Genomic DNA, 26,599 nt, shown 5'->3' with positions numbered 1-26,599 from the left:
GATCAGTATACCTAGGCTCGACCTCAAGTTCACAGATCTGTGAAGTAAGGGGTGTTCGAGCATGAGTCAGCCGGCGATGGAGACGGAAGCCGATGGGCCGGGACTGCTGAGCAGGGGCGGGGTGCTCCGGCTGACCGGGGCGGGGCTGTCGCTGATCGCGGTCTGCTACGGGCTGGCCCGGTTCGCCTACGGCCTGTTCGTGCCGGTCTTCCGCGCCGAGTTCGACCTCGACGCGGGGACGGCCGGGGCGATCGCCTCGGGGTCGTATGCCGCCTACTGCGCCGCCATCGTCGTCTCGACCGTGCTCACCCCGTGCTTCGGCGGCCGGGCCGTGGCGGTCGCGGCCGGCGTCGTCGCCACCGCCGGGACGCTCATGATCGCGGTCGCTCCCAGTTCCCCCGTGCTGGCGGCGGGCGTGCTGCTGGCCGGGTCGAGCACCGGCGTCGCCTCGCCGCCGGTGGCCCACGCCGTCGCGCGCACCGTGGCGACGGCACGGCGGAACCGGGCGCAGACGATCATCAACGCCGGCACCGGCCTCGGGGTCGCGATCGCCGGTCCCATCGCGCTGCTGACGCACGAACACTGGCGCGCCGCGTGGCTGGTGTTCTCGGGCCTATGCGCCCTGGTCACGATCTGGACGGCGCTGTCCGTGCCGGCGGCCTCCGCGCGGGATCCTCGCACGGACGGGCTGAGGCGGGCGCTCCCGCGTCCGGCGCTTCCCCGGGGCAGCGGCCGGATGGTGGCCGCCGCCGCGGCGATGGGCGTCTCCAGCGCGGCGGTGTGGACGTTCGGCCGCGACATCCTCGTCGCCGAGGGGCGGATGAGCGAGCAGTCCTCCACGATCGCGTGGATCGTCCTCGGCGCCTTCGGCATCGCCGGCGCCGCCACCGGCGACCTCGCCGGACGCTGGGGAATCGCGAGGTCGTGGACGGCGATCATGCTCACCCTGGCCGCGGCGACCGCGCTCATTGCCGTGGCTCCGGGCAGCGTCCCCACCGCATGGGCCGCCGCGGCCGTGTTCGGTGCGGCCTACATCGGCCTGACCGGCCTGCTCCTGATCTGGGGGACGCGCCTCTATTCCGAGACGCCCGCCGCGGGCGTGGGGCTGGCGTTCCTCGTCATCGCTCTGGGCCAAGCGGGCGGGGCACCCGCCATCGGCGCGCTCGCGGAGGCGGCCGGGGCACCGGTGGCGTTCCTGGCCGCGGCTCTGGTCGCCGTCGTGGGGTGCTTCGTGCGGCCGCGGCCGTGACAGCTGCCGCGCCAATGGCGCTCCCGTCGAGACAGGCCGCGGCGCACCAGCGCCCGCCGTCTTGACGCCCCCCCACGCACCTACACATCTTGAGACGGAGAACCAATGGCCTGGTCGGCGGCTGGAAGCACCTTCATCCGCCCACTCGGATCAGTCGTAAGGATCTGACGACCCGGCGCCGTCGCAGAGGCACGGCCAGCGTCGTCGCATTGACGGATGCCTGCCGGGAGCCGACCCTGGAATGCAGGGCCATGAACATCGGCGGCCTCGGTCTCAAGCAACTGCTCACCGCTCTCGATGAAGACGCCTCCTCCCGACCCCTTCGCCAGCTGCGCACACCCGACACCTGAAGGTGGACACCATGAGCTCCCTGACGACGCCGCCCGCCTCGACCCCCGCCACCGGCTGGCGGGCCTTCTGGGAACGGGGTGGCCTGTGGAGAGCGGTCCTGGTGGCCATCACATACATCGCTCTGTACGAAGCCTTCGGCTTCGGCGCCGCCGCCCCCTTGCTCAAGGGGGTCGCCCACGACGCCGGCGACCCGCTCTCCAGCCCGTCCGGCATCCTGCTCGGCCTCGCGCTGCCGATCGCCTTCGGCAGCGTTCTGCTGATCGCCTTCGGACTGAGCCTCGGGTGGCTGCCGCGGCCCCTGTTCGGTGCCCAGCCGGTTCGTGGGAGGCGGTGGATGTGGTGCGCACCGGCGCTCGTCCTGATCCCCATCGTCTTCCACCTCATAGGGACCGACTACAGCCGGTACACGGCAGGCATCGTCGCGTCGTTGCTCTTCACCGGCCTGTTCATCGGCTTTGCCGAGGAGGTGCTGTGTCGCGGCTTCGTGGTCTCCCTCCTGCGCCGACGCGGATACGGGGAATGGGGCGTGATGGCGGTGTCCTCGCTGATCTTCGGCCTGCTCCACGCCAGCAACGCACTCGGCGGGCAGCCGATCGGCAGCGTCGTCGTGGAGGTCCTCTACGCCATTCCCTTCGGGGTGTGCATGTACATCGCGCTGCGCGTGACGGGGAACCTCGTGTGGCCGATCCTGCTGCACGCCTTCACCGATCCCACGACGATCCTCGCCAGCGGAGGAGTGGACGCCTCGGTGGCGGGGACGTCCAACATCGCGCTGGTCGTCGCCACCGCGGGGACCTTCGCCTATCTCGCCTTCGCTCTCGTGGCCGTGATCTGCACTCGAGGGCGGGCGGTAGGACGGGCCGAGGCGCCCCCGAGGGCCTCAACGGTACCCCCGGGCCCAACAACGACGTGGGCTTCACGGGATACCGGAGGCACCACAGCCCGCCGGAGGCCCCCTCGCCGCCCTGACGACCCACCGCGATGAGGGCGACGTACGTATCGCAGCGAAACGTGTGAGGTAGCGGAATCGCTTTCGTCGGGCCATACCCGTCCCGACGACGACCCAGCACCCCGGGCCGACGCACCCCGGGCCGACGCCCCGGCCGTCAGCTGGCCGGCTTCAGCCGGACCCTGCCGCCACCCCCGCCGATCCCCGCGATCCTGGGTAGCACCATCGAACGGTAGAGACCCACGAGCTCCTGCCGCTCGCGCTCGCTCTGGGCTCCGGCGATCTTCCCGGCGACGACGATCGTCGAACCGAGGATCAGCTGGGACTCCGTGTGCCTGACCTCCTCGGTGAGGCCGTCGTCGTCGCGCCGGTTGCGCACCGAGAGGAGCTTGGTCCGCACCGTGCGGAGGAACTCCGTGACGATCCCCGAGAACTCCGGGTCGAAGATGGCCTCCGACTCGAAGAGCAGCCGGAACCCCGCGTCGCGCTGCCGGGCGTAGTCGACGAAGACCATCAGGAGCGGCAGCCGCTCGGTGCTCGTGGACCGATCCATGATCAACGACCGGTCCAGGGCCGCGTCGAGGCGTTCCAGGAACTCCTGGGTGTGGGTGGCCAAGACGGCCTCGTACAGCTCGGCCTTGGAATCGAAGGAGCGGTAGAGCATCGGCTTCGAGATCCCCGCCTCGTGGGCGATGTCGTCGACGGTGATCTGGGCATAGCCCGACTCCCCGAAGCATCGAGAGGCCGCCTCCATGATCCCGCGGGCCACCTGCCGCCTGTTCGCCGTCGAGCGTTGTCCCATGTCGCGTCCTTCGTCCCACATCCACGCCCAGAGCACTCAAGGAGTTAATACTTAAGTCTGAGCTCCTGACGTGTACATGTTCGTCGTGGAGGCCCTGGAGGATGGGTCGGACCGCGGATCACGTCTGATCGCGACGATGAGCCCGAGCTGCTCCGGACTGTTCGCGTCAGCCACCCACCGGCGCCTCGCGCTCCTGCCGCGCGGCCGCACCCTGGTGCACCGGGTCCTCCGGGCTCCTCAGCGTCACGGTGAGCACCGCGCCGAGGATGTACATGCCGAAGAAGGCCCACATGATGACGCCGAGGTGCTGGTACCCGCCGAGCAGCCCGATCATCGCGGGCCCGATGAAGGAGGACAGCCCCGCCGCCAGCGTGTAGACCGCGAGGGCGCCGCGGGGGTGCGCGTCGTCGAGCCCAACGCCACCCGGTGCGAGGCGGCCCTCCGACTCGGCGCAGTCGAGGTCGCGGCGTCCGCCCAAGAGCTGGGCCGCGAGTCCTTCGACCTGGCCCTGGACGCCAGCGGGCACCCGGCGGCCATCGCCCAGGCGATCGACGGCCTGGGGCAGCGCGGGCGGCTGATCCAGATGGGCGTGGCCTCCCCCACCGCAGAGATCCCGCTGCGCCCCTACGAGGTCTTCGCCAAGGAGCTGAGCATCATCGGCTCGAACTCGCTGGCGGAGAAGTACGAGGAGTCCGCCGAGCGCATGGTGGACCTGCAGGCGGAGCTGGGCGGCCTGATCACCTCGACCTACCGCCCGGAGGACTACGCGGAGGCGCTGACGGCGGCGAAGAGCCCCACCGAGATCAAGGTGCAGATCGTCCCGTAGCCGCATCCCGTGGCCCGGCGAAGCGGCCGGGGCGCGGCGATCCGTATCGATCGACGGCTCTTGATGGACCCAGTGACGCCTCTCGCCCAACCTCCCCCGCGCCGGTCCTCGGTCACCGCTCGACGAGGATCCCGTCGTCGTCCGCATAGACCATCGCGCCGGGCCGGAAGGTCGTGTCGGCGAAGGTCAGCACGACGTCGCGCTCCCCCGATCCGGCCTTCCCGCTGCGGCGGGGATTGCTGCCCAGCGCCTGCACGCCCAGGTCGATGCCGACCAGTTCGTGCCGGTCCCGCACGGCGCCGTAGACGATGACGCCCGCCCACCCATTCTGCGAGAACCGCAGGGCCATGTTGCCGCCCAGCATCGCGCAGCGCAGCGTCCCGCCGGCGTCGACGACGAGGACCGCGCCTTCGCCGGGTTCCTCCATGATCCCCTTGAGGAGGCCGTTGTCCTCGAAGCAGCGCACGGTGCGGACGGGGCCGGAGAACTGCCGGCGCCCTCCGAGGTTCGCGAAGCTCTCGGTCACGGCGAGGCACTCGTCCCCGCGCTGGTCGTAGACGTCCGAGGTGTGGATAGTAGTCATGGTGCTCCTTGGGGGTCGGGGTGGATGAGGGGTTGGGTCAGGTGGATGCGGGAGAGGCCGGGCGGGTCGAGCCGCCGGGGCCCGGGTCGGTCAGGGCGTCGCGGGTGGTGGCGCCACAGCCAGCATCAGCATCAGCATCAGCATCAGCGAGGATCGTAGGGATGACCCCGCCGCTCTCCAAGAGAGCGCGCTCGAAGGCCGTCTCGACCGCGGCCTCGGCGAGGAATTCCTCCCGGCTCCCATCGCGCCGCAGGATCTCGACCCGGATGCGGGCACGCGGGGCGATCCGGCCCGGTGCGGCGTCGACCCGCACCCGGTCCCCCGGGGACAGGGCCGCGAGCGCCTCCCGCCATGGCGCGGGCACGACCAGGGGCAGGATGCCCATCCCGATGAGGTTCGAGCGATGGATGCGCTCGAAGCCCGCGGCGAGGACGGCCCTGACCCCGAGGATGCGCTGGACCTTGGCGGCCCAGTCCCGGGAGGAACCCATGCCGTACCTCTCTCCCGCCACGACCACCACGGACTCCCCCTCCGCGCGATAGCGAGCGGCGGCGTCCCACACGCGCATCCTCTCGCCGCTGGGACCGTGGACGGTGTGCGCCGTCGGCCCGTCGGGCGCCAGGGCGTTGCGCAGCGAGGACGCGTAGTAGGCGCCGCGCGCCATGACCTCCCAGTTGCCGCGGCGCGAGGCGAAGACGTTGAGGTCCTCCCGCTCCTCCCCCCGCTCCACCAGGAAGTCCGCGACGAAGCTGTCCCGCGGGATGGCGCTGGCCGGTGAGATGTGGTCGGTGGTGACGTCGTCGCCGAGCACCAGCAGCGGGTGCGCGGAGTAGACGCCGAGGAGGCTCCCCTGACCCGGCTCGGCGAAGGGCGGGGGACGCAGGATCGTCGAGTCCGGATCCCAGGGGAAGAGCTGGGACCCGGGAGCCTCGATCCCGTCCCAGAGGCGGTTCCTCGAGGCGGCGAGGAAGTCCCGGCCGAAGTCCTCGGGTGAGACGGCCGCGGCGAGGACCTCGTCGATCTCCCCGGGCGTGGGCCACAGATCGTGCAGCCAGACCGGCCCGCCGCCGGGAAGGCTGGCCACGGGCTCCCGCGTCAGGTCGCGGTGAGCGTCACCGGCCAGGGCGTAGGCGATCACCATGGGCGGGCTCATGAGCAGCCCGAGATCCAGGTCCGGGTGGACGCGGCCGGGGAAGTTGCGGTTGCCGGAGAGCACCGCGACCGGCTGCACCGCATCCCGCCGACGGGCGCGGTCCACCTCCTCCGTCAGGCCGCCGGAGTTGCCGATGCAGGTCGCGCAGCCGAAGCCGACGACGTCGAACCCCACCGCCGAGAGGGCCTCGTCCAGCCCGGACCTGCGCAGGTAGGAGACGGCGGCGGGCGAGCCGGGGGCGAGCGAGGTCTTGACCCACGCCGGGGGCCTCAGCCCCAGGGCCCCAGCCCGGCGCGCGAGCAACCCGGCCGCGATCAGCAGGCGCGGGTCGGTGGTGTTCGTGCAGCTGGTGATCGAGGCGATGGCGACCGGGAAGGAGGGCATCCCGGAAGGCCCGCCCGAGGGCTGGCCGTCCTGCTCCGATGCCGCCGCGGGCCCCGTGGCGTCGAGGGCCGCCGGGATCTCCTCGACCCGCAGGTGGTCCTGCGGCCGCCGTGGCCCGGCAGCCCCGATCGACACCTCGGCCAGGTCGATCTCGATGCTGCGGGTGTACTCAGGCTCCGAGGCCGGGTCGAACCACAGGCCGGCGGCCTGCGCGTACTCCCGGACCAGCTCGACCTGCTCCGCCGCACGGCCGGTGCCGCCCAGATAGGACAGCGTGTTCCCGTCCACGGGGAAGTAGCCGGTGGTCGCCCCGTACTCCGGCGCCATGTTGGCGATGACCGCCCGGTCGCCCACCGTCAGGGCGCCCACCCCCGGGCCGAAGAACTCGACGAACTCCCCCGTGACCCCGAGCTCCCGCAGCCGCTGGGTCACCACCAGGGCCAGGTCGGTGGCCATCACCCCGGCCGGCAGGGCGCCCCGCAGCCGGACGCCGACGACGTCGGGGATCTTCAGCGTGGTCGGCATGCCGAACATGACCGTCTCCGCCTCCAGTCCGCCGATGCCCCAGCCGAGGACGCCGAGGCCGTTGACCATGGGAGTGTGGCTGTCGGTGCCGAGCATCATGTCCGGTGCGGCCCACCGCCGGCCCTCCCGCTCCTCCACGGTGACCACGGTGGAGAGCTGTTCGAGGTTGATGGTGTGCATGATCCCGGTTCCGGGCGGGTTGATGTGGAGGGTGTCCATCACCCCCGCGGCCCACTTCAGGAAGCGGTAGCGCTCGCGGTTCCTCCGCACCTCCTCGCGGATGTTCAGGGCCGGCGCGTCCCGGCGCGCGTAGGCTTCTACGGCGAGCGAGTGGTCCACGGAGACCTCCACGGGCAGTCGCGGGCTGAGGGCGGAGGGGTCACCGCCCGCCGCCGCGACGGCGTCGCGCATCGCGGCGATGTCCACGAGCGCGGGGGTGCTGGTCGTGTCGTGCATCAGGAGCCGGCCCGGGGTGAAGTGGATCTCCCGATCGCTCGTGCGTGCCGTGATCCACTGCCGCAGCGCGTCGAGCATTGCCTCGCGGTCCTCGGGCCGGGCGGTCCTGCCCACGTTCTCGGCCAGCAGCCGCAGCACCACGGGCCAGCGCCGGTAGCCGGGGCCCAGGAGGTCCTCGCCCGAGAGCATGAGGAGCTCGCGCCCGGGCAGGGTCGAAGCCCTCGCGCCTGACCGAACGGGGGTCTGACGGGATGCCGGCATGGGTCCTCCTTCGTTCGTTATAACCTATAACGTACAGCATATGGCGAGCGGTGGTAGCCTGACGATGCCGCCTGCCACCGAAGGAGTCACGGACGTGCCGAACCGGACCACCGCGATCCTCACCAAGAACGACTACGCCTACGCCGAGATCCTCGAGCGGATCCTGACCGGCCGCCTCGAGGCGGGCGCCGTGATCCCGCAGAGGGAGCTGGCCCAGCAGATCGGCGTCAGCACCACGCCCCTGCGCGAGGCCGTGAGGCGGTTGGCGGCGGAGGGCTTCATCCACCTGGAGGCGCACCGCGACGCCCGGGTCACCGAGGTGAGCGCCGAGGAGGCCCGCCACCTGTACGAGGTTCGCGAGAGCATGGACCCCTTGGCCGCGGGGCTGGCCGCCGAGCGGCGCACGGAGAGCGATCTGCGCCGCATCCGCGAGAGCCTGGAGAGCATGACGACGCTGCGGGATCCCGCCGACGTCGAGGCGCTCGCCGCCCACCGTGCGTTCCATCGCAGCATCTACGAGGCCTCCCGGAACCCGATCCTGATCGACGTGCTGGAACGCCTGTGGGACAAGGCCGACCGCTATCGCCTGGTGGGACTGCGGTTCCGCGGCGACTCGCCGTCCGACGTCGACCGGGTGACCGCCGAGCACCGGCGCATCGCCGACGCCGTGGAACGGGGCGACGCCGCCGGGGCCACCGCGGCGATGCTCGAGCACGTGCGCAACAGCCTGGGGCGGCGGGCCATCGACGCCCTGGGGGCCGCACGGGGCTGACCCTCGAGAAGACCGGTTCCCCGATCGGCACCGGAGTGGTACTGTGCTCTGCATCACGTAACATGTTATAACCTATAACGAGTTATGTTCCCATCGTAGAGAGGCCCGTGACGTCATGACCCCTCCGGCACCCGCGTCCCCCGCCCGGCGGCTGGGCCGCACCATTCTCGGGGCCGCCGCGGTGCTGCTCAGCCTCGTCCTGGTCAGCCTCGCCGTCGTGGACGCGTCGTCCTCGGCCTCCGGGGCCAGCGCCCGGAACCAGCTGACGCTGATCGCCCCGGCCGCGGCCGGAGGCGGCTGGGACAGCGCCGCACGCGAGGCCCAGCAGACGCTGCGGACCCACGGCGTCGTCAACAACTCGCAGGTGGTCAACGTCCCCGGGGCCGGCGGGACGATCGGGCTCTCCGAGCTCTCCGGCCTCGAGGGGGACTCCAGCACGATGATGCTGATGGGGATCACGATGCTGGGCGCCATCAAGATCAACGGGTCCGGGGTGGACCTCGACGACGTCACCCCCATCGCCCGGCTGACCGACGACTACGACGTGTTGGTGGTCCCCGCCGACTCGCCCTACGACTCGGCGGACGAGCTGGTCGCGGCCTGGCGCGAGGATCCCGCGCACTTCGCCTTCGGCGGCGGGTCGCTGGGGAGTGTGGACCAGATGATCATCTCCCAGCTCGCCTCCCGGTCGGAGATCGATCCGGGGCAGGTCAACTACATCGCCCACTCCGGAGGGGGAGAGCTGGCCACGGCTCTGCTGTCGGGAACGATCTCAGCCTCGGTGAGCGGGTACGCGGACTTCGAGGACCAGATCGAGGCCGGCCGGCTGAAGGCGCTCGCCGTCTCCGCCCCCGAGCCGGTGGAGGCGATTCCGTATCCCACGCTCAACGAGCTCGGGTACGACGTCGAGCTCACCAACTGGCGCGGCATCGTCGCCCCGCCCGGCCTCACCGCCGACGAGCGGGAGGAGCTGGAGGCCATCGTCGACGAGATGGTCCGCAGCCCGGAATGGAGCGACGTCCTCGCCCGCAACGAGTGGACCGACACCTACCTCAGCGGGGAAGACTTCGAGGAGAACCTCCGCGCCGAGTCCGAGACGGTGGACCGGATCTGGTCCGAGCTCGGCTACTGATGCATCCCGCACCACGGAAGGGCACCCCCATGACCGAACACCCCGCAGCCTCTCACGCAGCGGCACCCCCCGGCACCGAGCCGGGCACCTCATCGTCCAGCCGCGGCGCGCTGGTCATCGCAGCGCTGATCCTCCTGCTGGCGGTCTACCTGACGGTCGGCCTGATCACGATGGACGTCCCGGACAGCGCCCAGCCGCCCGGGCCCCGGTTCTATCCCCTGATCCTCACCGTCGGCGCCTACCTGCTGGCGGCCCTCCTGGCCCTCGGCGCGCTTCGGGGAGGGTCTCCCAGCGCCCGCACGTCCGCTGGGGCCCGCGGGGCGCCCACCGGTGACACACGGGCACTCCTCCTGGCGATCGGCGCTTTCCTGGCCTTCATCGTCATCCTGGTGCCGCTGGGATGGCTGCTCTCGGCCACCCTGCTGTTCTGGGCCATCGCGGCCTCCATCGGCAGCACTCGCAAGCTCTTCGACCTCGGGGTGTCCCTGGTGGTCTCGGCGGCCGTCCAGGTCGCCTTCTCCCTGGGGCTGGGCCTGAACCTGCCCCCCGGCATCCTCGGAGGAATCTTCTGATGGAATCCCTGTCTCTGCTCGGCGAGGGGTTCGCGGGCGCGTTCTCCCCGATCAACCTGCTGTGGGTCGTGCTCGGCGCGCTGCTGGGCACCGCGGTCGGCGTCCTGCCCGGCCTCGGCTCCGCGATGGCGGTGGCGCTGCTCCTGCCGGTCACGTTCAGCCTGGATCCGACCGGTGCGTTCATCATGTTCGCCGGGGTCTACTTCGGCGGCCTCTTCGGGGACTCGACCATGGCGATCCTGGTGAACACCCCCGGCGGGTCGACGGCCATCGCGACGTCGTTCGAAGGCCACCGCATGGCGCAGAGTGGCCGTGCGCCGCAGGCGCTGGCCACCTCGGCGATCGGGGCCTTCATCGGGGGCCTCATCGCGACGACCCTGGTGGTCTTCTTCGCCCCGGTCCTGGCAGAGGTGGCCATCCTCTTCGGCCCGGCCGAGTACTTCGCGCTGGCCATCTTCGCGTTCCTCGCCTCGGCCTCGGTGGTCTCCGACTCGGTGCTCAGGGGCCTCGGCTCGCTGATCATCGGCCTGATCCTCGCCGTGGTGGGGATCGACGGGATCTCCGGGACCCAGCGCTTCACCTCCCAGGTGCCGCAGCTGTTCGACGGGATCAGCATCATCGTGATCACGGTCGGCGTCCTGGCGCTGGGCGAGGTCTTCAACGTGGTGTTCAAGCGACGCGAGGCACCCCCGACGGCCAGCAAGGCCATGACCGGGCGCCCGTTCCTGACCCGTCGCGAGTTCCGCGAGGCCTTCCCGGCCTGGCTGCGCGGCGCCGGGATCGGCGTCCCCTTCGGGGTGATCCCGGTCGGCGGCGCCGAGGTCCCGACCTTCATGGCCTACGGGACGGAGCGTCAGCTGGATCGGCGACGCCGCCAGCCGGCGTTCGGACGGGGAGCGATCCGCGGCGTCGCGGGTCCCGAGGCCGCGGGGAACGCCACCGCGGGCACGGCCATGGGGGCGCTGCTGGCGATGGGGCTGCCGACGTCGGCCACCGCGGCGATCATGCTCGCCGCCTTCCAGCAGTACGGCATGCAGCCCGGGCCGCTGCTGTTCGAGCGCAACGCCGATCTCGTGTGGGTGCTGCTCGCCTCGCTGTTCATCGGGCTGGTGGTCCTGCTGATCCTCAACCTCCCGCTGGCCCCGCTGTGGGCCAAGCTGCTGCTCATCCCCCGCCGCTTCCTCTACGCGGGCATCACGGTCTTCTGCGCCCTGGGGGTCTACGCGACCTCCGCGGCCCTGTCCGATCTGCTGCTGGTCCTGGGGATCGGCGTCGTGGGCTTCCTGATGAGGCGCTTCGACTTCCCCCTGGCGCCGGTCATGATCGGGGTGATCCTGGGGCCGCTGGCGGAGACGAGCCTGCGCAACGCGCTGCTGTCCTCCGGCGGCGACGCGGGCGTCCTCGTCGCCAGCCCCATCACCTGGGTGCTGTACGGGCTGATGGGCGCCGTCCTGCTCATCGTCGCCTACCGGCGGGTGCGCAGCCGGGCCGCGCGGGACGTCTGACCGGCCCGCGAGCTGGGGTCCACGACGGAGGCGATGGCGACCCGCCCGGCTTCATCCTCCGCCACGGGTTGGGCCCGGACACGAGTGCAGTGACACAGTCGAGGCATGGCATCGCATCCCGCTCGAACCCTTCCCCCGGCTCTGGTCGTCGTCATCAGCACCCTGTGCGCGTTCGTCGTGAACGTCGTGGTCGGAAGCTTCACGGACCTGCCAACGGTGATCCGGTGGGCCCTCGCGATCATGGCGGCGCTCCTCGTCACGAAGCTGCTGATACCGCCCCGGACGGGCCCACGACCCGGTGACAGCGAGCGGGACCACGGCTAGGTTTAACACCATTCACACCGCGCACTTGCCGCATTCCCGGACTCACCGCACCGACCGAGCACTGAGGAGACGCACATGAGGAACAGACTCGCGCAGATCGGCACGACCGCCCTGCTCTCGGCGGGCCTGGTGCTGGGCACCGCGGTCGCGGCGGCGCCGCCGGCGGAGGCCACGTACTACGGCAAGAGGATCACCTCGTCCGACCCGATCTCCTGCGACCGGAAGATGCGGGACTTCGCCGCCGCGGTCCGCGGCCAGGGCTACCGGGTCACGTACTACTACGGGTGCTGGTGGAGCTCCTCCTCGCAGGTGTTCGCCGGCAACATCGGCTACGAGAAGTAGGGCGCCGGGCACCCCTTCCAGCACGGCGTCCAGCGCCACGGAAGACGACCGCCGGTCACCCCTCCCCGGTGTCGGCTGCGGGGGCGGGCAGCGGCCGGAGGCAGTCCAGGGCCTCGTCCAGGCCGACGACGTCGGCCATGGTCGCCACCCCGCGCCCCGGCCGCTCGACCACCCGGACAGCGGCCAGCGCGGTCAGCCGGCCCGTCGCCTCGGACTGGCCGGAGCCCGTCGCCTCGCGCCGCTCACCGGTGCGTCGATTGCGGGCGACGACGTGCCACGCCTCGGACCCGAGGTGGGGGCTCCGGGCCAGCGCGCCCCGCAGCGCCGGCACGCGCGCGATCCCGCCGAGGGCGGCGGTCATCGCGGCGGAGCCGAGCGTGAGGTAGGAGCGGATCGCCACGTCGCGGGAGGGGCCGAGGAGGACGTGGTCGGGGAAGTCGGCGCGCAGGTAGCGGCGGGAGCGCCCGTCGGGGCCGACCTCCCGGACGCCCTGCCGGAAGTTCCGGATCGGGGCGCCCTCCGGCGGGCGGTGGATCTCCGCGCCGACCAGCCCGGCGGTCCAGGCCACCGCCGCCGGGCCGTGCCGCTCGCCGGTGCCCAGCATGACCAGGACGTCGACGTCGTCGCCCGGGCGGGAGTCCAGCGCGGAGACCAGGAGCGTGCTCAGGCCAGGCACCAACCCGGCGCCCAGGAGGACCGGGCCGCGCGCCCGCCCGCGGAGCCGGTCCAGGTACGAGCCGGTGGCCGAGATCTCGACCAGCGGCGTCGGGCCCACGGCCTCGGCCACCTCGGGACGCTCGACGCCCGAGGCGTTGACGACGACATCGTGCCCCGCGGCGGCGCGGGCGAGGGGCGCCAGACCGGCGTGCAGGTCGATGGCGGCTCCGCCGGGGGCGCTGCGGCCGGCGGCGGTGACGCGGTGCCCGCGGTGTTCGAGCTCGCGCCGGATCACGGATCCCACCGCGCCCCGGGCGCCCAAGAGGAGCGTTCTCATGATGTGGTCCTTCCGTGGAGGCTGACGTAATCCGCGCCCCGTCCGATGCGTCGGGACGAGGGCGGGGCCGGGAACGGCGCGCCCTCGTGAGCGGCGCCGGCCGCCCACCCATCGTCGATGCCGGTGGCCGGGTTCACCGAGCGATGTTGCGGAAACTGCAACAATGGCGGCATGGATGCTGACACCGCCGGGATTCTCGCGGCCATCGGACCGCGCCTGCGGTCGCTACGCACGGCGCGCGGCCTGACCCTCGCGGCGGTCTCCGCGGAGTCGGGGCTCTCGGTCAGCCTGCTCTCGCGCGTCGAGACCGGGGCCCGCCAGCCCACCCTCGACGTCCTGATCCCCCTGGCCAAGGTCTACCGGGTGGCCCTCGGCAGCCTGGTGGAGGCGCCCGACGTCGGCGACCCCCGGGTCCACCTCCAGCCCTACGCGCTGGCCGGCGGCGGGGTGGCCGTGCCACTCACCCGGTTCCCCGGACGCCTGCACGCGTTCAAGCACGTGCTCGGGCCGCGGGAGCCGAAGCTCGTCTCGCACGCGGGCCACGCCTGGATCTACGTGCTGGCCGGACGGCTGCGGCTGCTGCTCGGCGAGGAGGAGCACCGGCTCGGGCCCGGCGAGGTGGCCCGCTTCGAGTCCACCGTCCCGCACTGGTTCGGGCCCCCCGACGGGGAGACCGTGGAGATCCTGCACCTGTACGGCCCCCGGGGCGACCGGCCGATCCTCCGCTCGGAGCATGCGCAGGGCGGCGGTGCGCCGCCCGCTTCACCTGCCGCAGCGGGCTGAGGTGCCCCCCGCTTCCTCGCGCGAGCCCGGCACCAGCGCCCTACCCCCTCGTGCCCGACCCACCGCTCAGCCCCTCACGCCCTCTCGGCCGCCCGCAGCCGCGCGAACATCCCGTACGGGTGGTCCGCCTCCGGCTCCAGCCCCTCGCACCACGCGGCCATCGACCCGCAGGTGCCGAGCCACGCGGCGTCGTCCTCCCGAATCCTCAGCAGGAAGTCCCGCAGGAAGGCCGCGCGGCCCGGGGTGCCCATCAGCTCCGCGCTGAGGCGCAGGTGGAACAGGGTGCCGTAGCGGACCGCGCCGCGGTACTCCAGCTCCCAGTTCTCCCGCACGGTCTCGATCGGGGCGATCCGCGACTGCCCCGGCGGGAAGGGCGGGTCCAGGTTGTAGCCGAGGTACTGGTGGTCCTCCAGCTCGTACCGGAACGGGATCTCCACCAGGCCGCCGACGCCGCAGCGGAACGGCCGCTCGTCGGCGGGCAGGGAGGAGCTCCAGCGGAAGCCCTCCGCGAGCGCGGCCTCGGGGAACCCGGGGGCCCACTCGCCCGAGGGGACCCGGAAGCCCGCGCCGAGGGCGGGCGGGGCGGCGTCGAGCGCCGGCGATGCGACGCCCGAGGCGGCACCCCCGCCGCCGCCCGGCCCGCCCAGCGCCTCCTCCAGCGCGGCCCGCCCGCCGAGGATCTCCGCCATCTGCTCCTCCAGCGTCAGGCCGTTGAAGTCAAGGTGCAGGTCCCCGTGGGAGGACAGCGCGTGCCCCCGGGCCGCGATCTCGCGGATCAACCCGGGGTTCTCCCGCGTGGTCAGGCCCGGGACGAACCAGTCCGCGGCGAGCCCGACGTCGTCAAGCACCCGCAGCAGCCGCGCCGCGCCCTCCTCCAGGCCGTACCGCCCCACCGAGCGGGACTTCTCCCGGCCCGCGTTCTCCGGGGCGGCGGCGCGGAACGGCGCGTCGCCGTCCAGGTCCACCGTCACGAGGACCCCGCAGGCCCTCCCCTCAGGCCACCGCATGCTCGCTCCTCCCGGATTCCCGCGCGAGGCACTCCCGCGCGACGTCGTGGGCCGTCCTGAACCGGACGGCCCCCTCCTCCAGCAGCCCCGTCAGGAACCGCTCCATCTCGATCAGCCGGCCGGGCGTGCCGATGACCTTGGGGTGCCAGATGGTGGACACCGTCAGCCCCTCCGCCGCCGCGGCGCGGGCCTCCAGGGACCAGGTGTCGAAGGTCGTCCGGTAGGAGGCCACCCGGTCCAGGCCCCGCGGGAAGTCCGGCGCGCGGTGGTAGGCGAAGTAGGCGTAGTCGTCGAACATCGACTTGGCGGGGAGCTCCACCAGCGGCACGTCCCGGCGCAGGAAGGGCCGGTCGCCGCTGCGCAGCGAGCTCGAGTACGCGTACCCGGCCTCGACCAGCAGCTGCGGGGTCGCGGGGTCGTAGTCGCCCGACGGCGCCCGGAAGCCCGCCGCGCGCTCCCCCAGGACCGAGGCGAAGGACTCCTGGGCGGACTCCAGGACCGCCCGCTGCTCCTCGACCGGGCGGCCGAAGAACTGCTCGTGCAGGTCCCCGTGCCCGGACACCTCGTGCCCGGCCTCGCGGATGCGCACGCACAGCTCCGGCCAGGTCCGCACCACCCAGCCGGGGGTGAAGAACGTGGCCCGGAGGCCCAGCTCCCGCAGGATCTCCAGGATGCGCGGCACCGCCCGGTGCGGGCCGTAGGCGCCCTGGCAGAAGAAGCCGGGCTTGTCCCACAGCGCCCCGGAGACCAGCGCGTCCCCGGAGGGCCCGTCCAGGTCGAAGCAGAGGACGACGGCGCCGGGGGCCGACGCCGCCCCGCCCGCCTGACGACTCGTCACCGGCGATGACGAGTCGTCGCGCTCCGGCGCCGCCGCCTCACTCCTCACCCTTCACCCCGTTGATCTCGGGCGCCCGCGCGCCGGAGGAGACCCCGTACTTCTCGAGGATCCGGACCATCGTGCCGTCGTCGTACATGTCCTGGAACGCCTGGCGGATGGCCTCCGAGAGCTCCGTGTTGTCCTTGCGCACCGCGGCGCCGAAGGGCAGCGCGGTGAGGTCGGACAGGACCACCTGGTACTTGCCGGGCTCGGTGGTCGCGAAGTACGCGAGGTTCTCCCGGCCCTGCACGGCCGCGATCGAGCGGCCCTGGTCCAGCTGCAGGCGCGCGGCGGCGCCCGAGTCCGTGGCCACGATGCTGATGTCCGGCAGCCCATTGGCTTGGCAGACGTCCTCGTTGTAGTCCAGCAGCGAGGTGTAGTAGTCGGTCTTGGTGCTGACCGAGACCGGCTGGCCGCAGATGTCGGCCGGCTCCTGGAACCTCCCGGCGTTCTCGGGCAGCGTGTAGAACTGGCCCACCGACTGGTAGTAGTCGATGAAGTCCACGGTCTTCTGCCGGACGGGGGTGTCCGACATCCCGGAGAACACCACGTCCACGCGGTCGGTGCGCACCGAGGTGATCAGCTGGTCGAACTTCTGCTCCTCGAACTGGACCTCCATGCCCATCCGCCGGCCGGCCTCGCGGACCAGCTCGACGTCGGCCCCCACCAGCTCGTTGTCGTCGTTGCGGTACTCCATGGGCGGGAAGTCGGGGGACATGCCCACGATCAGGGTCCCGGGGATCACGGTCTTCTGGCTGCGGTCGACGTCGGAGGCCGGGATGCAGCCGGTCAGCACCAGCAGCAGGGAGGCGGCGAGGGCGAGCAGGCCGCCGAGCCGGGGGCGCCGGGACGGGCCGGGGCGCCGGAGCCGTCCGGGGCGTCGGGGCGGTCCGGGGCGTCGGGAATGCGTCGTCATGATCGGCTCCTCACAGCACCCGGGACAGGAAGGCCCGGGTGCGCTCGTGCTGCGGGGCGTCGATGACCTCGCGGGGCGGGCCCTGCTCGATGATCTCCCCGTTGTCCATGAAGACCACCCGGTCGGCCACCTCGCGGGCGAAGCCGATCTCGTGGGTCACCACGATCATGGTCAGCCCCTGCCGGGCCAGGTCCTTCATGACCTCCAGGACGTCGCCCACCAGCTCCGGGTCGAGCGCGGAGGTCGGCTCGTCGAAGAGCATGAGGGCAGGGTCCATGGCCAGGGCCCGCGCGATCGCCACGCGCTGCTGCTGCCCGCCGGAGAGCTGCCCCGGGTACGCCCCGGCGCGGTCCCGCAGGCCCACGGTCCCCAGCAGCTCCAGCGCCCGCTCCCGGGCCTTCTTCGTTGCGACCCGCTTGACCAGCCGCGGCGCGTGGGTGATGTTCTCCTGCACGGTCATGTGCGGGAAGAGGTTGAAGCGTTGGAAGACCATGCCCATGGCCCGGCGCTGGCGGGCCACCTCCTGGTCCTTCAGCTCCCGGAGGGCGCCGTGGGACCGGGGGGACTTCCGGAAGCCGATGACCTGGTCGTCGACGATCACGAACCCGGAGGTCGGCTTCTCGATGTAGTTGATGCACCGCAGCAGGGTCGACTTCCCGGAGCCGGAGGGGCCCAGGATGCAGACCACCTCCCCGGCGGAGATCTCCAGGTCGATGCCGCGCAGGACCTCGTTGGCCCCGTAGGACTTGCGGATCTTCTCGAGCCTGACCAGCGGGTCCGTGGTGGTCGCGGAGTCGGTGGTGGTCACGGGGTCCTCCTGGAGGTGCCGAGGATGGTCTGGATGCGGTTGAAGAGGCCGACGCCGGCGGTCTGCGCCGCGTGCCCCCGGCCGAAGTGCTTCTCGATGTAGTACTGGACGACCGACAGGACCGAGACGGCCAGCAGGTACCAGATGGCGGTGACGATCAGCAGCTCGATGATGAGGTTGTTGACCAGGTAGATGTGCTGGGCCTCGTTGAGGATCTCGGTCGCGCCGATCGCGGAGGCGAGCGACGTCGTCTTCAGCATGCCGATGGTCTCGTTGCCGATGGGCGGCAGGATGACCCGCATGGCCTGCGGCAGCACCACGGTGCGCATCGAGCTCAGGCCCGTCAGGCCGAGCGCCTTGGCCGCCTCGTCCTGCCCGCGGTCCACGGAGAGGATGCCGCCGCGCACCACCTCGGAGGTGTACGCGGCCTGGTTGAGCCCCAGGCCCAGGATCGCCGCGACCAGCGGGGTCACGATGTCGACCGTGCGCCCCTCGTAGAGCCCGGGGATCCCGTAGCGCGGGAAGACGATGGCGATGTTGAACCACAGCAGCAGCTGCAGGTAGACCGGCGTCCCGCGGAAGAACCACACGTACAGCCAGGCGATCCAGCTGACCACCGGGTTGTGGGCCAGGCGCATCACGGCGATGAGGATGCCGAGCACGATGCCGATGGCCATCGAGATGATCGTCAGGTAGATCGTCACCATGAACCCGGTGAGGATCGACCTCGCGGTCAGGTACTCCCCGACCGTGGCCCAGTCGATGTCCGCGCGGGCGAAGGAGAGGACCACGGAGAGCAGGAGGAGGGCGGTGATCACCGCTGCGACGTACCTGCCGACGTGCTTGTTCCGGATGACCCGGTAGGACTGCATGTCCGTCCCGATGGGGGCGGTGCTCGTTCCGGTGGGGGCGGTGCTCATTGCGGGGACCTGCCGTTCTGGGAGTCGCTGCGGGATGCTTCGAGGAGGGCGGCCAGCGCCGCCTGCTGGTCGCGGATCCTCTCCGGGGAGGTGCCGTTGACGCCGGTGCGGCGGGAGACCGCGGACTCGAGCGAGATCCGCTCGAGGACCTCGGGCGTCAGCCGCTCGTCGATCACCGCGAGGTCCTCGGCCGTGAGGTCCTCGAGCCCGATGCCGCGGGTCTCACAGTGCACCACCGAGCGGCCGGCGACGTCGTGCGCCTCGCTGAAGGGCAGGCCCTGCTCGGCGAGCCAGTCGGCGATCTCGGTGGCGAGCGTGAAGCCCTGGACGGCCTGGCGGCGCATGGCCTCGGCGTCGAACCCGACCGTGCGGATCAGCCCGGTCAGCGCCGGGAGGACGGTCCGGAGGGTCTCGGCGGTGTCCAGGACGTAGTGCTTGTCCTCGGAGAGGTCGCGGTTGTAGGCGAAGGGCAGCGACTTCAGGGTCGCGAGCATGCCGCTGAGGTTGGCGATGAGCCGGCCGGTCTTGCCACGGGCCAGCTCGGCGATGTCCGGGTTCTTCTTCTGCGGCATGATCGAGGAGCCGGTGGACCAAGCGTCGTCGAGCCGGGCCCAGCCGAACTGCTGGGAGGACCAGAGGCAGACCTCCTCGCACAGGCGGGAGAGGTCGGTGCCGAGCATGGCCCCGGCGTAGAGGAAGTCGACGACGTGGTCCCGGCTGGAGACCGCGTCGATGGAGTTCTGCACGACGTCGGCGTACCCCATGTCCGCGGCCATGGCCCGCTGGTCCCCGGCCAGGGTGGAGCCGGCCATCGCGGCGGCGCCCAGCGGCGAGCTCATGCAGGCGAGGCGGGCGTTCTCGAGGCGGGCGAGGTCCCGGGTCAGCGGGAAGGCGTGGGCCAGCAGCTGCTGGGAGAACAGGATCGGCTGGGCGTTCTGCAGGTGCGTGAACCCGGGGGCGACGAAGCCCTCGACGTCGCGGGAGCGCTCCAGCAGGGCCTCGGCCAGGTCCTCGACGCCGGCCGCGATCTCGGGGATCACCCGGCGCAGGTGCAGGCGGAGGTCGTTGGCGGTCTGGTCGTTGCGGGAGCGGCCGGCGCGGATCTTGCCGCCCAGGGGGCCGAGGCGCTGGATCAGCTCGCGCTCGAGGTAGCCGTGGACGTCCTCGTCCTGCGGCTGGGGGCTGATGGCGCCCGAGCGGTGGTCGGCCGCGAGCTGCTCGAAGGCCGCGGCGATGCGCTCGCGCTCCTCGGCGGTGATCAGGCCCGCACGCTCGAGCTCGCCGGCGTGGGCCAGGGATCCCGTCACGTCCTCCGGGACCAGGGTGAAATACCGCTCCGGCGAGCGGGAGAGCCGCTCGAGGGCGGGGGCGCTGGAGCCGGTGAACCGGCCGCCCCAGAGCTTGCCCTCCGCGTGCGCCCCGCCGCCGTTCTTCTCGTCCGTGGTTGCCACCGTTCCGCCTCTCACATCCGTGATTGTCGTACAATTATTCGTATAGTCTGGTGGCGTGGATCACCTCTGTCAAGAGGATTGTAGGACAATCGAGAGAGTTTACTGAGATGAAACAAGAAGTGCGCCCTGGTGTCCGCGCCGACGGCGATCTCGACGGGGCGCCGGGCACCGCGAACGGGCGGGGCGCGTCCGGTGACGAGTCGTCGCCCACCACGACCGGGCGGGGCACGCCCGGCGGCGACTCGCACCCCGTCACCGCGGAGATCACGCGGCGGGTCCGGGAGGCGATCGTGGAGGGCGCCCTCGCCTCGGGCGCCGAGCTGACGGAGAAGTGGCTGACGCAGACCTACGGCTCCTCCCGGACCACGGCGCGGGACGTGCTGCGCCTGCTCGCCAAGGAGCGGCTCATCGAGCTGCGCCCCTACCGCAGCGCCCGGGTCCGGTCCTTCACGGCGCAGGAGATGCAGGACATCTTCGAGGCCCGGCTGCTCCTGGAGGTGCACGCGGCGCGGGAGTGCGCGGCGGCGTCGGACGCGGCCCTGGCGGAGCTGCAGGAGGCCCTGGAGGCCTACGTGCGGGTCCTGGAGGGCGGCGTCGTGATGGAGGCGGCCGGGGCACACCGGGACCTGCACGTGGCACTGGTCGGGACCACGGGCAACACCGCCCTGGTGCGCTGCGAGAGCGACCTGATGCTGGACTCGACGCTGATCGTGGAGGTCGTGAACTTCAAGCGGGACGACATCCCCAAGATGCGCCACGAGCACGAGCGGCTCGTGGGCGCCTTCCTGGACCGGGATCCCGAGCGCGCGGAGCGCCTGGTCCGCGCGCATCTGAGCATGGTCAGCGAGGCCGCGCGGGACGACGTCGACGCCGTCTGAGCGGGGCCGCTACCGGGCCGCGCCGCGGGGCCCGAGCCACCGGGGGCTCGGAACCATCCGGCGGTCGGCGCCCTCGGGAGTCGGTACCCGCGGGGGCCGGAGCCCTCGGGAGTCGGCACCCTCGGAGGCCTGAGCCATCGGGGGCCGGCACCCGCGGGGTCCGGAGCCATCGAGGCGGGCCCGGATCAGAGGTCGGCGACCATCAGCGGGTCGGTGGTGGGGTGCTCGGAGCCGCCCGCGGGCTCCACGGTGACCGCCATGGCCTGGACGCCGGCCAGGTCCCCGGAGGCCCAGACGTCGCTCTGGCCGCCGTCGAAGGTCACGTCCGGCACCGGCGTGCCGTCCTCCAGGAGCCACAGCTGGTACTGCTTGCCCTCGCCCGGGTCCGGGAAGTCCGAGGCCACGAGCAGCGCGGCGTCCCGGTCCCGGGAGGCGAAGATCGTGGCGGCGCCGCCGTCCATCTGCACGCGCTGGACCTCGACGTCGGGCGCGGCCAGCAGGCGCTCCTGGCGCTGCTGCTCCTGCGCGATCACCTGCTGGTCCTGCTGCGCCGACTGCTGGCCCAGGGCCCAGCCGCCCAGTGCGACGCCGGGGACCACCGCGGCCGCGGCGGCGGCGAGGATCCAGCGATTGCGGCGAGTGCGGCGGGCGTCGAGGGAGTGCACGGTGGCCGGCCGGCGCACGGGGTGCCCGGGGGGACCCTCGTCCACCGGGTGCCGTCCGGCGTGCCTCGGCTACGTCCCGCTGCGCGTCCGGCGCGCCACCACGATCCGCTCGCGCGGCGGCTCCGCGCCCGCCTCCGCGGCGGCCGCGTCCTCCGCCTCCGGGACGACGCCGGCGCGCCCGGCCTCGTGGACCGCGGTCAGCACGCTCGCGCGCAGCTCCGGCGGCGGCTCCACCGGCAGGGACCCCGCCAGCTCCGCACCCGTGCCGCGGAAGGAGTCGACCTCCTCCTGGCACATGGCGCAGTCCGCCAGGTGCGCCTCAAATGCTCGCGCCTCGTCGTCGTCGAGGGCGTCAACGGCATAGAGCGCGGCGTCCGCGTGGACGTCGTCTGCCCAGCTATGCCTTCCCGCTCCGTCGTTCACCATTGCTCCCCCAGTGCCGTCCGCAAGCCCACCAGCCCATCGCGGATTCGGGACTTGGCCGTTCCCAGGGGTATCTTCAGATGCTCCGCCACCTCTCGGTGACTGAAGCCCCGGAAATACACCAGGCACACAGCCTCCCTCTGAATCCGACTGAGGCTAGTCAGCCCGTTGCGGACGTCATCGTTGTCCAGTTTCTCTTCCACTTGGCCCCAAGTGGAGTCGCCTTCGGACGACTCCGCGCGGGTTCCCTCGTACTGCTCGTCGCGATCGCGCTGGCGCTGAACGGACCGGATGCTGTCCACGGCCCGCCGATGCGCCATAGTACACAGCCAAGCTTTGACGCTCCCCCGCTGGGGATCGAACCGGGCCGACTGCTGCCACGCCATCAGGTACACCTCTTGCACGACCTCGGCTGCGAGATCAGGTGAGCGGAGCAGACGCACCGCGACTCCGTACACGACCGGAGCGGTGGCATCGTACAGCTGCGCGAAGGCGTGCTCGTCGCCCGTCGCGCTGAGTCGAACCAGCTCGGCGTGGGATGCCTCGTCGGCGGCAAGACGACCCTTGCGTGAGGATCTGTCGCCACCGTCCTGAGCATCGGGAGTTGAACTCACGTGTTCTCGCTATTCCGTCGCGTCAGAGGGGTCTTCGCCCGTCCTGGGGCGGTAGTCCCTCGAACTATGCCATATGCCACCCGGCCTTCCACTGTTCTCGACGAGAGTGTCACTTCATGTTCGGCACCGGCTGAAAGGTGGATGGGTGATCTATGACAATTCATCGATATGTCCCCCGATTCAGGGGTGGCCGAGGCCCGGCACAGAAATTTCTCAGAAAAATTTCCCATCCACCCATCCGCCCCGTCCACGGTGCCGAATCTCACACGTACGCTCCGGTACCGGGGCGACGTCGCACGAGAACATGAGGAGAAATTCCGATGCGTAAGTCAACGTTCCTCGCAGCACCCGCTCTGGCGCTGGGCGCCCTCGCCATGGCCGCAGCCCCCGCCGCGGCCCACAGCCACGGTGACTCCGTGGAGCCCGCGGCCTCCACCGGTTCCTGGACCTCCATGGCTACCCTGAACTCCATGAACAACAGCGGCACCACCGGTGACGCGACCGTTTCGGTCAACGGCAACGAGGCCACCGTCAGCATGCACGTGCAGGGCGCCGCCGAGACCTTCATGGACGGCCCCTTCCCGCACGCGCAGCACATCCACATCGGCGCCCAGGGTGTCTGCCCTCCCCCCGAGGCTGACGAGAACGGCGACGGCGCCGTGAACGTGGCCGAGGGTCACGAGTACTACGGCATGATCGCCAGCTCGCTGACCACCGAGGGTGACACCAGCGCGGACTCCGGCCTCGCGGTGGACCGCTTCCCGGGCGGCAGCTCGTACACCTACGAGCGGACCATCGAGATCGATGACGCCACCAAGGCCGCCATCGAGAACGGCACCGCCGTCGTCGTCGTCCACGGTGTGGACCCGACCCTCCTGAGCGAGCAGGCTCAGAACGAGATGAGCGAGCTGGACCCGTCGCTGCCGCTGGCCGCGACCCTTCCGGCCGCCTGTGGCCCGCTGATGGCCTCGCAGATGGACGGCGGCATGCCCTCGGGCGGCGCTGACACCGGCGTGGCTCAGGGCACCGACAACACCGCCGCGATCGTCGGCATGAGCGCCGGCGCCGCCGGCCTGGTCGCCCTGGGTGGCGGCGCGCTGTACCTGCGCCGTCGTCGTTCGGCCGAGGCCTAGGCCTAGGCCTAGGCGAAACAGGCGGTCGACGTCATGACACGGTCATCGATGGGCAGCCGCGGAGGCCTCCTGGCCTCCGCGGCCGCCGCGGTCCTGCTCCTCGCGGGATGTGCCTCCGGATCGATGGAGGAAGCCTCTGGTGCGGGCGCCTCCCCCTCTCCCGAAGCATCGACGGCCGCGCCCGACGTCTCCGAGAGCGCCTCGCCTGCCGAGGCGACACCCACCGCCGCGGCGGCGTCACCCGGGGCTGAGTCCCCGGCGGCGTCGCCGTCGGCGGTCCCCGACCTTCCCCCGGTCATGGAGCGCTCGGCGCCCGTGACCCTCGCGATCCCCTCCATCGGGGTCGACACCCTCACCCTGCACCTCGGCCTCCAGGACAACGACGCCCTCGACGTCCCTCCCACGAATCCGGGCGCCCCGGCGAGCTGGTACGACGGTTCCCCCACCCCGGGCGAGCGCGGGCCCTCGGTGTTCCTGGGCCACGTCAACGACACCGCCGGCGGGGAGGGCGTCTTCGCCAACCTCCGCTCGCTGAACCCCGGCGACACCGTGAAGGTGACCCGCGAGGACGGCTCGGTCGCGACCTTCGCCGTGACCCGCGGCGAGGCCTACGCGAAGAACGAGTTCCCGACCTTCCAGGTCTACGGCAACACCGACGACGCCGAGCTGCGCCTGATCACCTGCGACGGCTACGACCCCGAGACCGGCCTCTTCGACGACAACTACGTCGTCTACGCGAGCCTGGTCCCCTAGGACCCGAGGTGGGCGGGCTCCCGGCCGTGCCGGCCATCGTCACGCGGATCCTCTACGGTGGGACCCCAGGGAGAGACCGGCCGACCGCGGGCGACGACGCCGCGCCGTTCGGTGACGCTGATACACCGTTCGCCCGTGCCGCCGCACCGTTCGCCCCCTGAGCCTCGACGAGCAGGTCGCCGCCGCGATCGCCTACCTGGACGACCGGAACGGCCCGGGCGAAGGGGCCGACGCCGCCGCCCAGCTCTCCGCCGTCCGACCCGCCTCGGAGCCGGGGCAGACCACGCGCGTGATGTTCGTGGACCCCGCGACCGCCGAGCCCTCGACGTCGGAGGCGGTCTTCGTCGACCCGGTCACCGGTGAGATCCGGGGCGACCTCGCGGTCTACGGCACCTCCGGCTCGCTGCCGCTGCGCACCTGGATCGACGGGCTGCACCTGGGCGACACCGGGCGCCTGTACTCCGAGCTGGCGGCGTCGTGGCTGTGGGTCGTCGCGCTGGGCGGGCTGGTGCTGTGCCCCCCAGCTAACCTCTCGGCTGAGGGCGCGGAAGGGCCGACGCCGGGCACGGCGGGAGGCGTCCACCCCAAGGCCCCGAAGCCCGCGCTGCCGCGGGCGCCGTGGTGGGCGTGGCTCGCGGTGGGGATCCCGGCGGTGCTGGTCGGGCTGTTCATCCCGCTGTTCGGGATCACGCTGGCGGGGTTCTGGTGATCGACCTCCTGCGGCAGGTCGTCGTCGGCCGGATGCACCGGGCGAAGGAGCACAAGACCGCTGAGCGGCGGCGGGCGCCCTCCGCCTGACGAGTCGTCGCGAGGGACGGCACCAGACGGCGAAGGGGGCAGGCGCGCAGCCTGCCCCCTTCGTGGCGTGGCGGTCCCGCGATGCGCTCACGCGCTGCGGGTCGCCGCTCCGGAGCCTAGGAGCTCCTGCGACGCCGGATGCCCGCGGCGATCAGGCCGCCTCCGACCAGCGCCAGCGCGAGTCCCCCGGCCACCCACCCAGCGGTGTTGAGGCCGGTGTTGGCGAGGCCCTCCTCGCCGGAACCGTCCGCGCCCGCTGGGGCATCGGGGCCGACGGGGTAGACGCCACCGTCCGCACCGGGTGCGGCGGCGCCGGGGTCGGCCGGGGCATCGGGGCCACCGGGGTTGCCCGGTCCGGCCGGGATTCCAGGGTCGCCGGTGGCGGATCCTTCAGGACCCGGGATCGAGTCCCCGGAGCCGGGGGCGGGGTCCCCGGAATCCTCGGAACCGGGAGCGGAGTCACCGGGAGTTCCTTCCTCACCGGAACCACCGGGGCTGCCGCCCTCGGAAGGCTCCGGAGCCTCGGGATCGGAGGTGCCGGGTCCATCAGCGTCGCCTCCGATCCCGCCGTCCGATGAGGACGCGGAGGGGCTTGGCTGGGAGTCACCGGGTTCGGTCGGCTCGGGATCGCCGGACTCCGTGGGCTCCGGGTTACCGGATTCCGTCGGCTCAGGATCGCCAGGCTCGGTCGGCTCGGGGTCACCAGATTCCGTGGGCTCCGGATCGCCAGGCTCGGTCGGCTCCGGATCACCAGATTCGGTCGGCTCCGGATCACCGGACTCGGTCGGCTCAGGATCGCCAGATTCGGTCGGCTCAGGATCGCCAGGCTCGGTCGGCTCGGGGTCACCAGACTCCGTGGGCTCGGGGTCACCGGACTCGGTCGGCTCCGGATCGCCAGGCTCGGTCGGCTCGGGGTCACCAGATTCGGTGGGCTCCGGATCGCCAGATTCCGTCGGCTCCGGATCACCGGATTCCGTCGGCTCCGGATCACCGGACTCGGTCGGCTCGGGGTCACCAGACTCCGTGGGCTCCGGATCGCCAGGCTCGGTCGGCTCAGGATCACCAGATTCGGTCGGCTCAGGATCACCGGACTCGGTGGGCTCGGGGTCACCAGATTCGGTGGGCTCGGGGTCACCAGACTCCGTCGGCTCAGGATCACCGGACTCGGTCGGCTCGGGGTCACCAGACTCCGTCGGCTCAGGATCACCGGACTCGGTCGGCTCGGGGTCACCAGACTCCGTGGGCTCGGGGTCACCAGGCTCGGTCGGCTCGGGGTCACCGGACTCGGTCGGCTCCGGATCGCCAGGCTCGGTCGGCTCGGGGTCACCAGATTCGGTGGGCTCCGGATCGCCAGATTCCGTCGGCTCCGGATCACCGGATTCCGTCGGCTCCG

General features: G+C 71.9%; 28 protein-coding genes and 1 pseudogene. 14 read left to right on the top strand and 15 right to left on the bottom strand.

What is annotated here, in order from left to right:
- Positions 1-61: 61 nt before the first annotated feature.
- Positions 62-1,249, top strand: coding sequence for an MFS transporter (locus tag NBM05_RS06065; RefSeq protein WP_254165867.1), 1,188 nt, complete (start codon positions 62-64; stop codon positions 1,247-1,249).
- Between the two features lie 361 nt (positions 1,250-1,610).
- Positions 1,611-2,585, top strand: coding sequence for a CPBP family intramembrane glutamic endopeptidase (locus tag NBM05_RS06060; RefSeq protein WP_254165866.1), 975 nt, complete (start codon positions 1,611-1,613; stop codon positions 2,583-2,585).
- A gap of 121 nt (positions 2,586-2,706) precedes the next feature.
- On the opposite strand, the gene NBM05_RS06055 is transcribed toward NBM05_RS06060, so the two are convergent.
- Together NBM05_RS06055 and NBM05_RS06050 are read right to left on the bottom strand one after the other, a co-directional pair.
- A complete protein-coding gene (locus NBM05_RS06055) occupies positions 2,707-3,351 on the bottom strand; it encodes a TetR/AcrR family transcriptional regulator (protein WP_254165865.1) in 645 nt (214 codons plus the stop codon).
- Positions 3,352-3,517: 166 nt separating this feature from the next.
- Positions 3,518-3,685 (bottom strand): hypothetical protein, encoded by a 168-nt coding sequence (locus NBM05_RS06050; protein WP_254165864.1) that lies wholly within the window; start codon positions 3,683-3,685, stop codon positions 3,518-3,520.
- Positions 3,686-3,748: 63 nt separating this feature from the next.
- Between NBM05_RS06050 and NBM05_RS06045 the strand changes: the two genes are divergently transcribed.
- The gene (locus tag NBM05_RS06045; protein ID WP_254165863.1) at positions 3,749-4,177 is read left to right on the top strand and encodes a zinc-binding dehydrogenase; all 429 of its coding nucleotides are present in this window, start codon (positions 3,749-3,751) and stop codon (positions 4,175-4,177) included.
- Between the two features lie 112 nt (positions 4,178-4,289).
- On the opposite strand, the gene rraA is transcribed toward NBM05_RS06045, so the two are convergent.
- Complete coding sequence (gene rraA / locus NBM05_RS06040) at positions 4,290-4,760, bottom strand: ribonuclease E activity regulator RraA (RefSeq protein ID WP_254165862.1); 471 nt, start codon at positions 4,758-4,760, stop codon at positions 4,290-4,292.
- A gap of 37 nt (positions 4,761-4,797) precedes the next feature.
- Positions 4,798-7,539 (bottom strand): aconitate hydratase AcnA, encoded by a 2,742-nt coding sequence (gene acnA / locus NBM05_RS06035; RefSeq protein ID WP_254165860.1) that lies wholly within the window; start codon positions 7,537-7,539, stop codon positions 4,798-4,800.
- 94 nt (positions 7,540-7,633) lie between these two features.
- Between acnA and NBM05_RS06030 the strand changes: the two genes are divergently transcribed.
- The 6 genes from NBM05_RS06030 (at position 7,634) to NBM05_RS06005 (ending at position 12,186) form a co-directional block, all read left to right on the top strand.
- Positions 7,634-8,311: a GntR family transcriptional regulator gene (locus tag NBM05_RS06030; RefSeq protein WP_254165859.1), complete on the top strand. Its 678-nt coding sequence runs from the start codon at positions 7,634-7,636 to the stop codon at positions 8,309-8,311.
- A 115-nt stretch (positions 8,312-8,426) separates the two neighbouring features.
- Positions 8,427-9,443, top strand: coding sequence for a Bug family tripartite tricarboxylate transporter substrate binding protein (locus NBM05_RS06025; RefSeq protein WP_254165858.1), 1,017 nt, complete (start codon positions 8,427-8,429; stop codon positions 9,441-9,443).
- Positions 9,444-9,472: 29 nt separating this feature from the next.
- Entirely contained in the window at positions 9,473-10,015 is a 543-nt protein-coding gene (locus tag NBM05_RS06020; RefSeq protein ID WP_254165857.1) for a tripartite tricarboxylate transporter TctB family protein, read from the top strand.
- Entirely contained in the window at positions 10,015-11,520 is a 1,506-nt protein-coding gene (locus NBM05_RS06015; protein ID WP_254165856.1) for a tripartite tricarboxylate transporter permease, read from the top strand. The genes NBM05_RS06020 and NBM05_RS06015 overlap by 1 nt, the downstream gene beginning before the upstream one ends.
- A gap of 105 nt (positions 11,521-11,625) precedes the next feature.
- Positions 11,626-11,844: a hypothetical protein gene (locus NBM05_RS06010; protein ID WP_254165855.1), complete on the top strand. Its 219-nt coding sequence runs from the start codon at positions 11,626-11,628 to the stop codon at positions 11,842-11,844.
- A 75-nt stretch (positions 11,845-11,919) separates the two neighbouring features.
- Positions 11,920-12,186, top strand: coding sequence for a hypothetical protein (locus tag NBM05_RS06005; RefSeq protein WP_254165854.1), 267 nt, complete (start codon positions 11,920-11,922; stop codon positions 12,184-12,186).
- Positions 12,187-12,241: 55 nt separating this feature from the next.
- Here NBM05_RS06005 and NBM05_RS06000 read toward each other — a convergent pair whose 3' ends face one another.
- Positions 12,242-13,180: an NAD(P)-dependent oxidoreductase gene (locus tag NBM05_RS06000; protein WP_254165853.1), complete on the bottom strand. Its 939-nt coding sequence runs from the start codon at positions 13,178-13,180 to the stop codon at positions 12,242-12,244.
- 171 nt (positions 13,181-13,351) lie between these two features.
- Between NBM05_RS06000 and NBM05_RS05995 the strand changes: the two genes are divergently transcribed.
- On the top strand, positions 13,352-13,963 hold the full coding sequence (locus tag NBM05_RS05995; RefSeq protein ID WP_254165851.1) for a helix-turn-helix domain-containing protein: 612 nt from the start codon (positions 13,352-13,354) through the stop codon (positions 13,961-13,963).
- 74 nt (positions 13,964-14,037) lie between these two features.
- Here NBM05_RS05995 and NBM05_RS05990 read toward each other — a convergent pair whose 3' ends face one another.
- From NBM05_RS05990 to argH, 6 genes are read right to left on the bottom strand one after another with little or no spacing between them, the layout of a single operon-like run.
- Positions 14,038-14,970, bottom strand: coding sequence for a polysaccharide deacetylase family protein (locus tag NBM05_RS05990; protein WP_254165849.1), 933 nt, complete (start codon positions 14,968-14,970; stop codon positions 14,038-14,040).
- Positions 14,957-15,808, bottom strand: coding sequence for a polysaccharide deacetylase family protein (locus tag NBM05_RS05985; protein ID WP_254165848.1), 852 nt, complete (start codon positions 15,806-15,808; stop codon positions 14,957-14,959). The genes NBM05_RS05990 and NBM05_RS05985 overlap by 14 nt, the downstream gene beginning before the upstream one ends.
- A gap of 37 nt (positions 15,809-15,845) precedes the next feature.
- Positions 15,846-16,763, bottom strand: coding sequence for an ABC transporter substrate-binding protein (locus tag NBM05_RS05980; RefSeq protein WP_254165847.1), 918 nt, complete (start codon positions 16,761-16,763; stop codon positions 15,846-15,848).
- Between the two features lie 10 nt (positions 16,764-16,773).
- Positions 16,774-17,571: an amino acid ABC transporter ATP-binding protein gene (locus tag NBM05_RS05975; protein ID WP_309248125.1), complete on the bottom strand. Its 798-nt coding sequence runs from the start codon at positions 17,569-17,571 to the stop codon at positions 16,774-16,776.
- Positions 17,568-18,491: an amino acid ABC transporter permease gene (locus NBM05_RS05970; protein WP_254165846.1), complete on the bottom strand. Its 924-nt coding sequence runs from the start codon at positions 18,489-18,491 to the stop codon at positions 17,568-17,570. The genes NBM05_RS05975 and NBM05_RS05970 overlap by 4 nt, the downstream gene beginning before the upstream one ends.
- On the bottom strand, positions 18,488-19,942 hold the full coding sequence (gene argH, locus NBM05_RS05965; protein WP_254165845.1) for an argininosuccinate lyase: 1,455 nt from the start codon (positions 19,940-19,942) through the stop codon (positions 18,488-18,490). Before argH ends, NBM05_RS05970 begins: the two co-directional genes overlap by 4 nt.
- 107 nt (positions 19,943-20,049) lie before the next feature.
- On the opposite strand from argH, the gene NBM05_RS05960 reads away from it, so the two are divergent.
- On the top strand, positions 20,050-20,820 hold the full coding sequence (locus tag NBM05_RS05960) for a GntR family transcriptional regulator (RefSeq protein ID WP_254165844.1): 771 nt from the start codon (positions 20,050-20,052) through the stop codon (positions 20,818-20,820).
- A 185-nt stretch (positions 20,821-21,005) separates the two neighbouring features.
- Here the strand turns inward: NBM05_RS05960 and NBM05_RS05955 are convergent, their stop codons facing one another.
- Genes NBM05_RS05955 through NBM05_RS05945 form a run of 3 tightly spaced genes read right to left on the bottom strand, consistent with a single transcriptional unit; the run spans position 21,006 to position 22,522 of the window.
- Complete coding sequence (locus tag NBM05_RS05955; RefSeq protein ID WP_254165843.1) at positions 21,006-21,530, bottom strand: anti-sigma factor; 525 nt, start codon at positions 21,528-21,530, stop codon at positions 21,006-21,008.
- Between the two features lie 24 nt (positions 21,531-21,554).
- Positions 21,555-21,911: a hypothetical protein gene (locus NBM05_RS05950; RefSeq protein ID WP_254165841.1), complete on the bottom strand. Its 357-nt coding sequence runs from the start codon at positions 21,909-21,911 to the stop codon at positions 21,555-21,557.
- Positions 21,905-22,522: a sigma-70 family RNA polymerase sigma factor gene (locus tag NBM05_RS05945; protein ID WP_254165839.1), complete on the bottom strand. Its 618-nt coding sequence runs from the start codon at positions 22,520-22,522 to the stop codon at positions 21,905-21,907. Before NBM05_RS05945 ends, NBM05_RS05950 begins: the two co-directional genes overlap by 7 nt.
- 320 nt (positions 22,523-22,842) lie before the next feature.
- Between NBM05_RS05945 and NBM05_RS05940 the strand changes: the two genes are divergently transcribed.
- The 3 genes from NBM05_RS05940 (at position 22,843) to NBM05_RS15385 (ending at position 25,117) form a co-directional block, all read left to right on the top strand.
- Positions 22,843-23,655, top strand: coding sequence for a hypothetical protein (locus NBM05_RS05940; RefSeq protein ID WP_254165837.1), 813 nt, complete (start codon positions 22,843-22,845; stop codon positions 23,653-23,655).
- Between the two features lie 297 nt (positions 23,656-23,952).
- Positions 23,953-24,408 carry a class F sortase gene (locus NBM05_RS05935; protein ID WP_254165835.1) on the top strand — a complete coding sequence of 152 codons (456 nt, stop codon included), beginning with the start codon at positions 23,953-23,955 and terminating at the stop codon, positions 24,406-24,408.
- A 292-nt stretch (positions 24,409-24,700) separates the two neighbouring features.
- Positions 24,701-25,117, top strand: coding sequence for a PepSY domain-containing protein (locus NBM05_RS15385; RefSeq protein ID WP_373689302.1), 417 nt, complete (start codon positions 24,701-24,703; stop codon positions 25,115-25,117).
- A 205-nt stretch (positions 25,118-25,322) separates the two neighbouring features.
- Here NBM05_RS15385 and NBM05_RS05925 read toward each other — a convergent pair.
- Positions 25,323-26,599, bottom strand: a pseudogene (locus tag NBM05_RS05925) (hypothetical protein); the annotation flags it as partial.

Source organism: Rothia santali (assembly GCF_024199905.1).
Taxonomy (GTDB): domain Bacteria; phylum Actinomycetota; class Actinomycetes; order Actinomycetales; family Micrococcaceae; genus Rothia; species Rothia santali.
The sequence above is the reverse complement of the archived record's forward strand: the minus strand, read 5'-3'. Positions and strand labels throughout refer to the sequence as shown.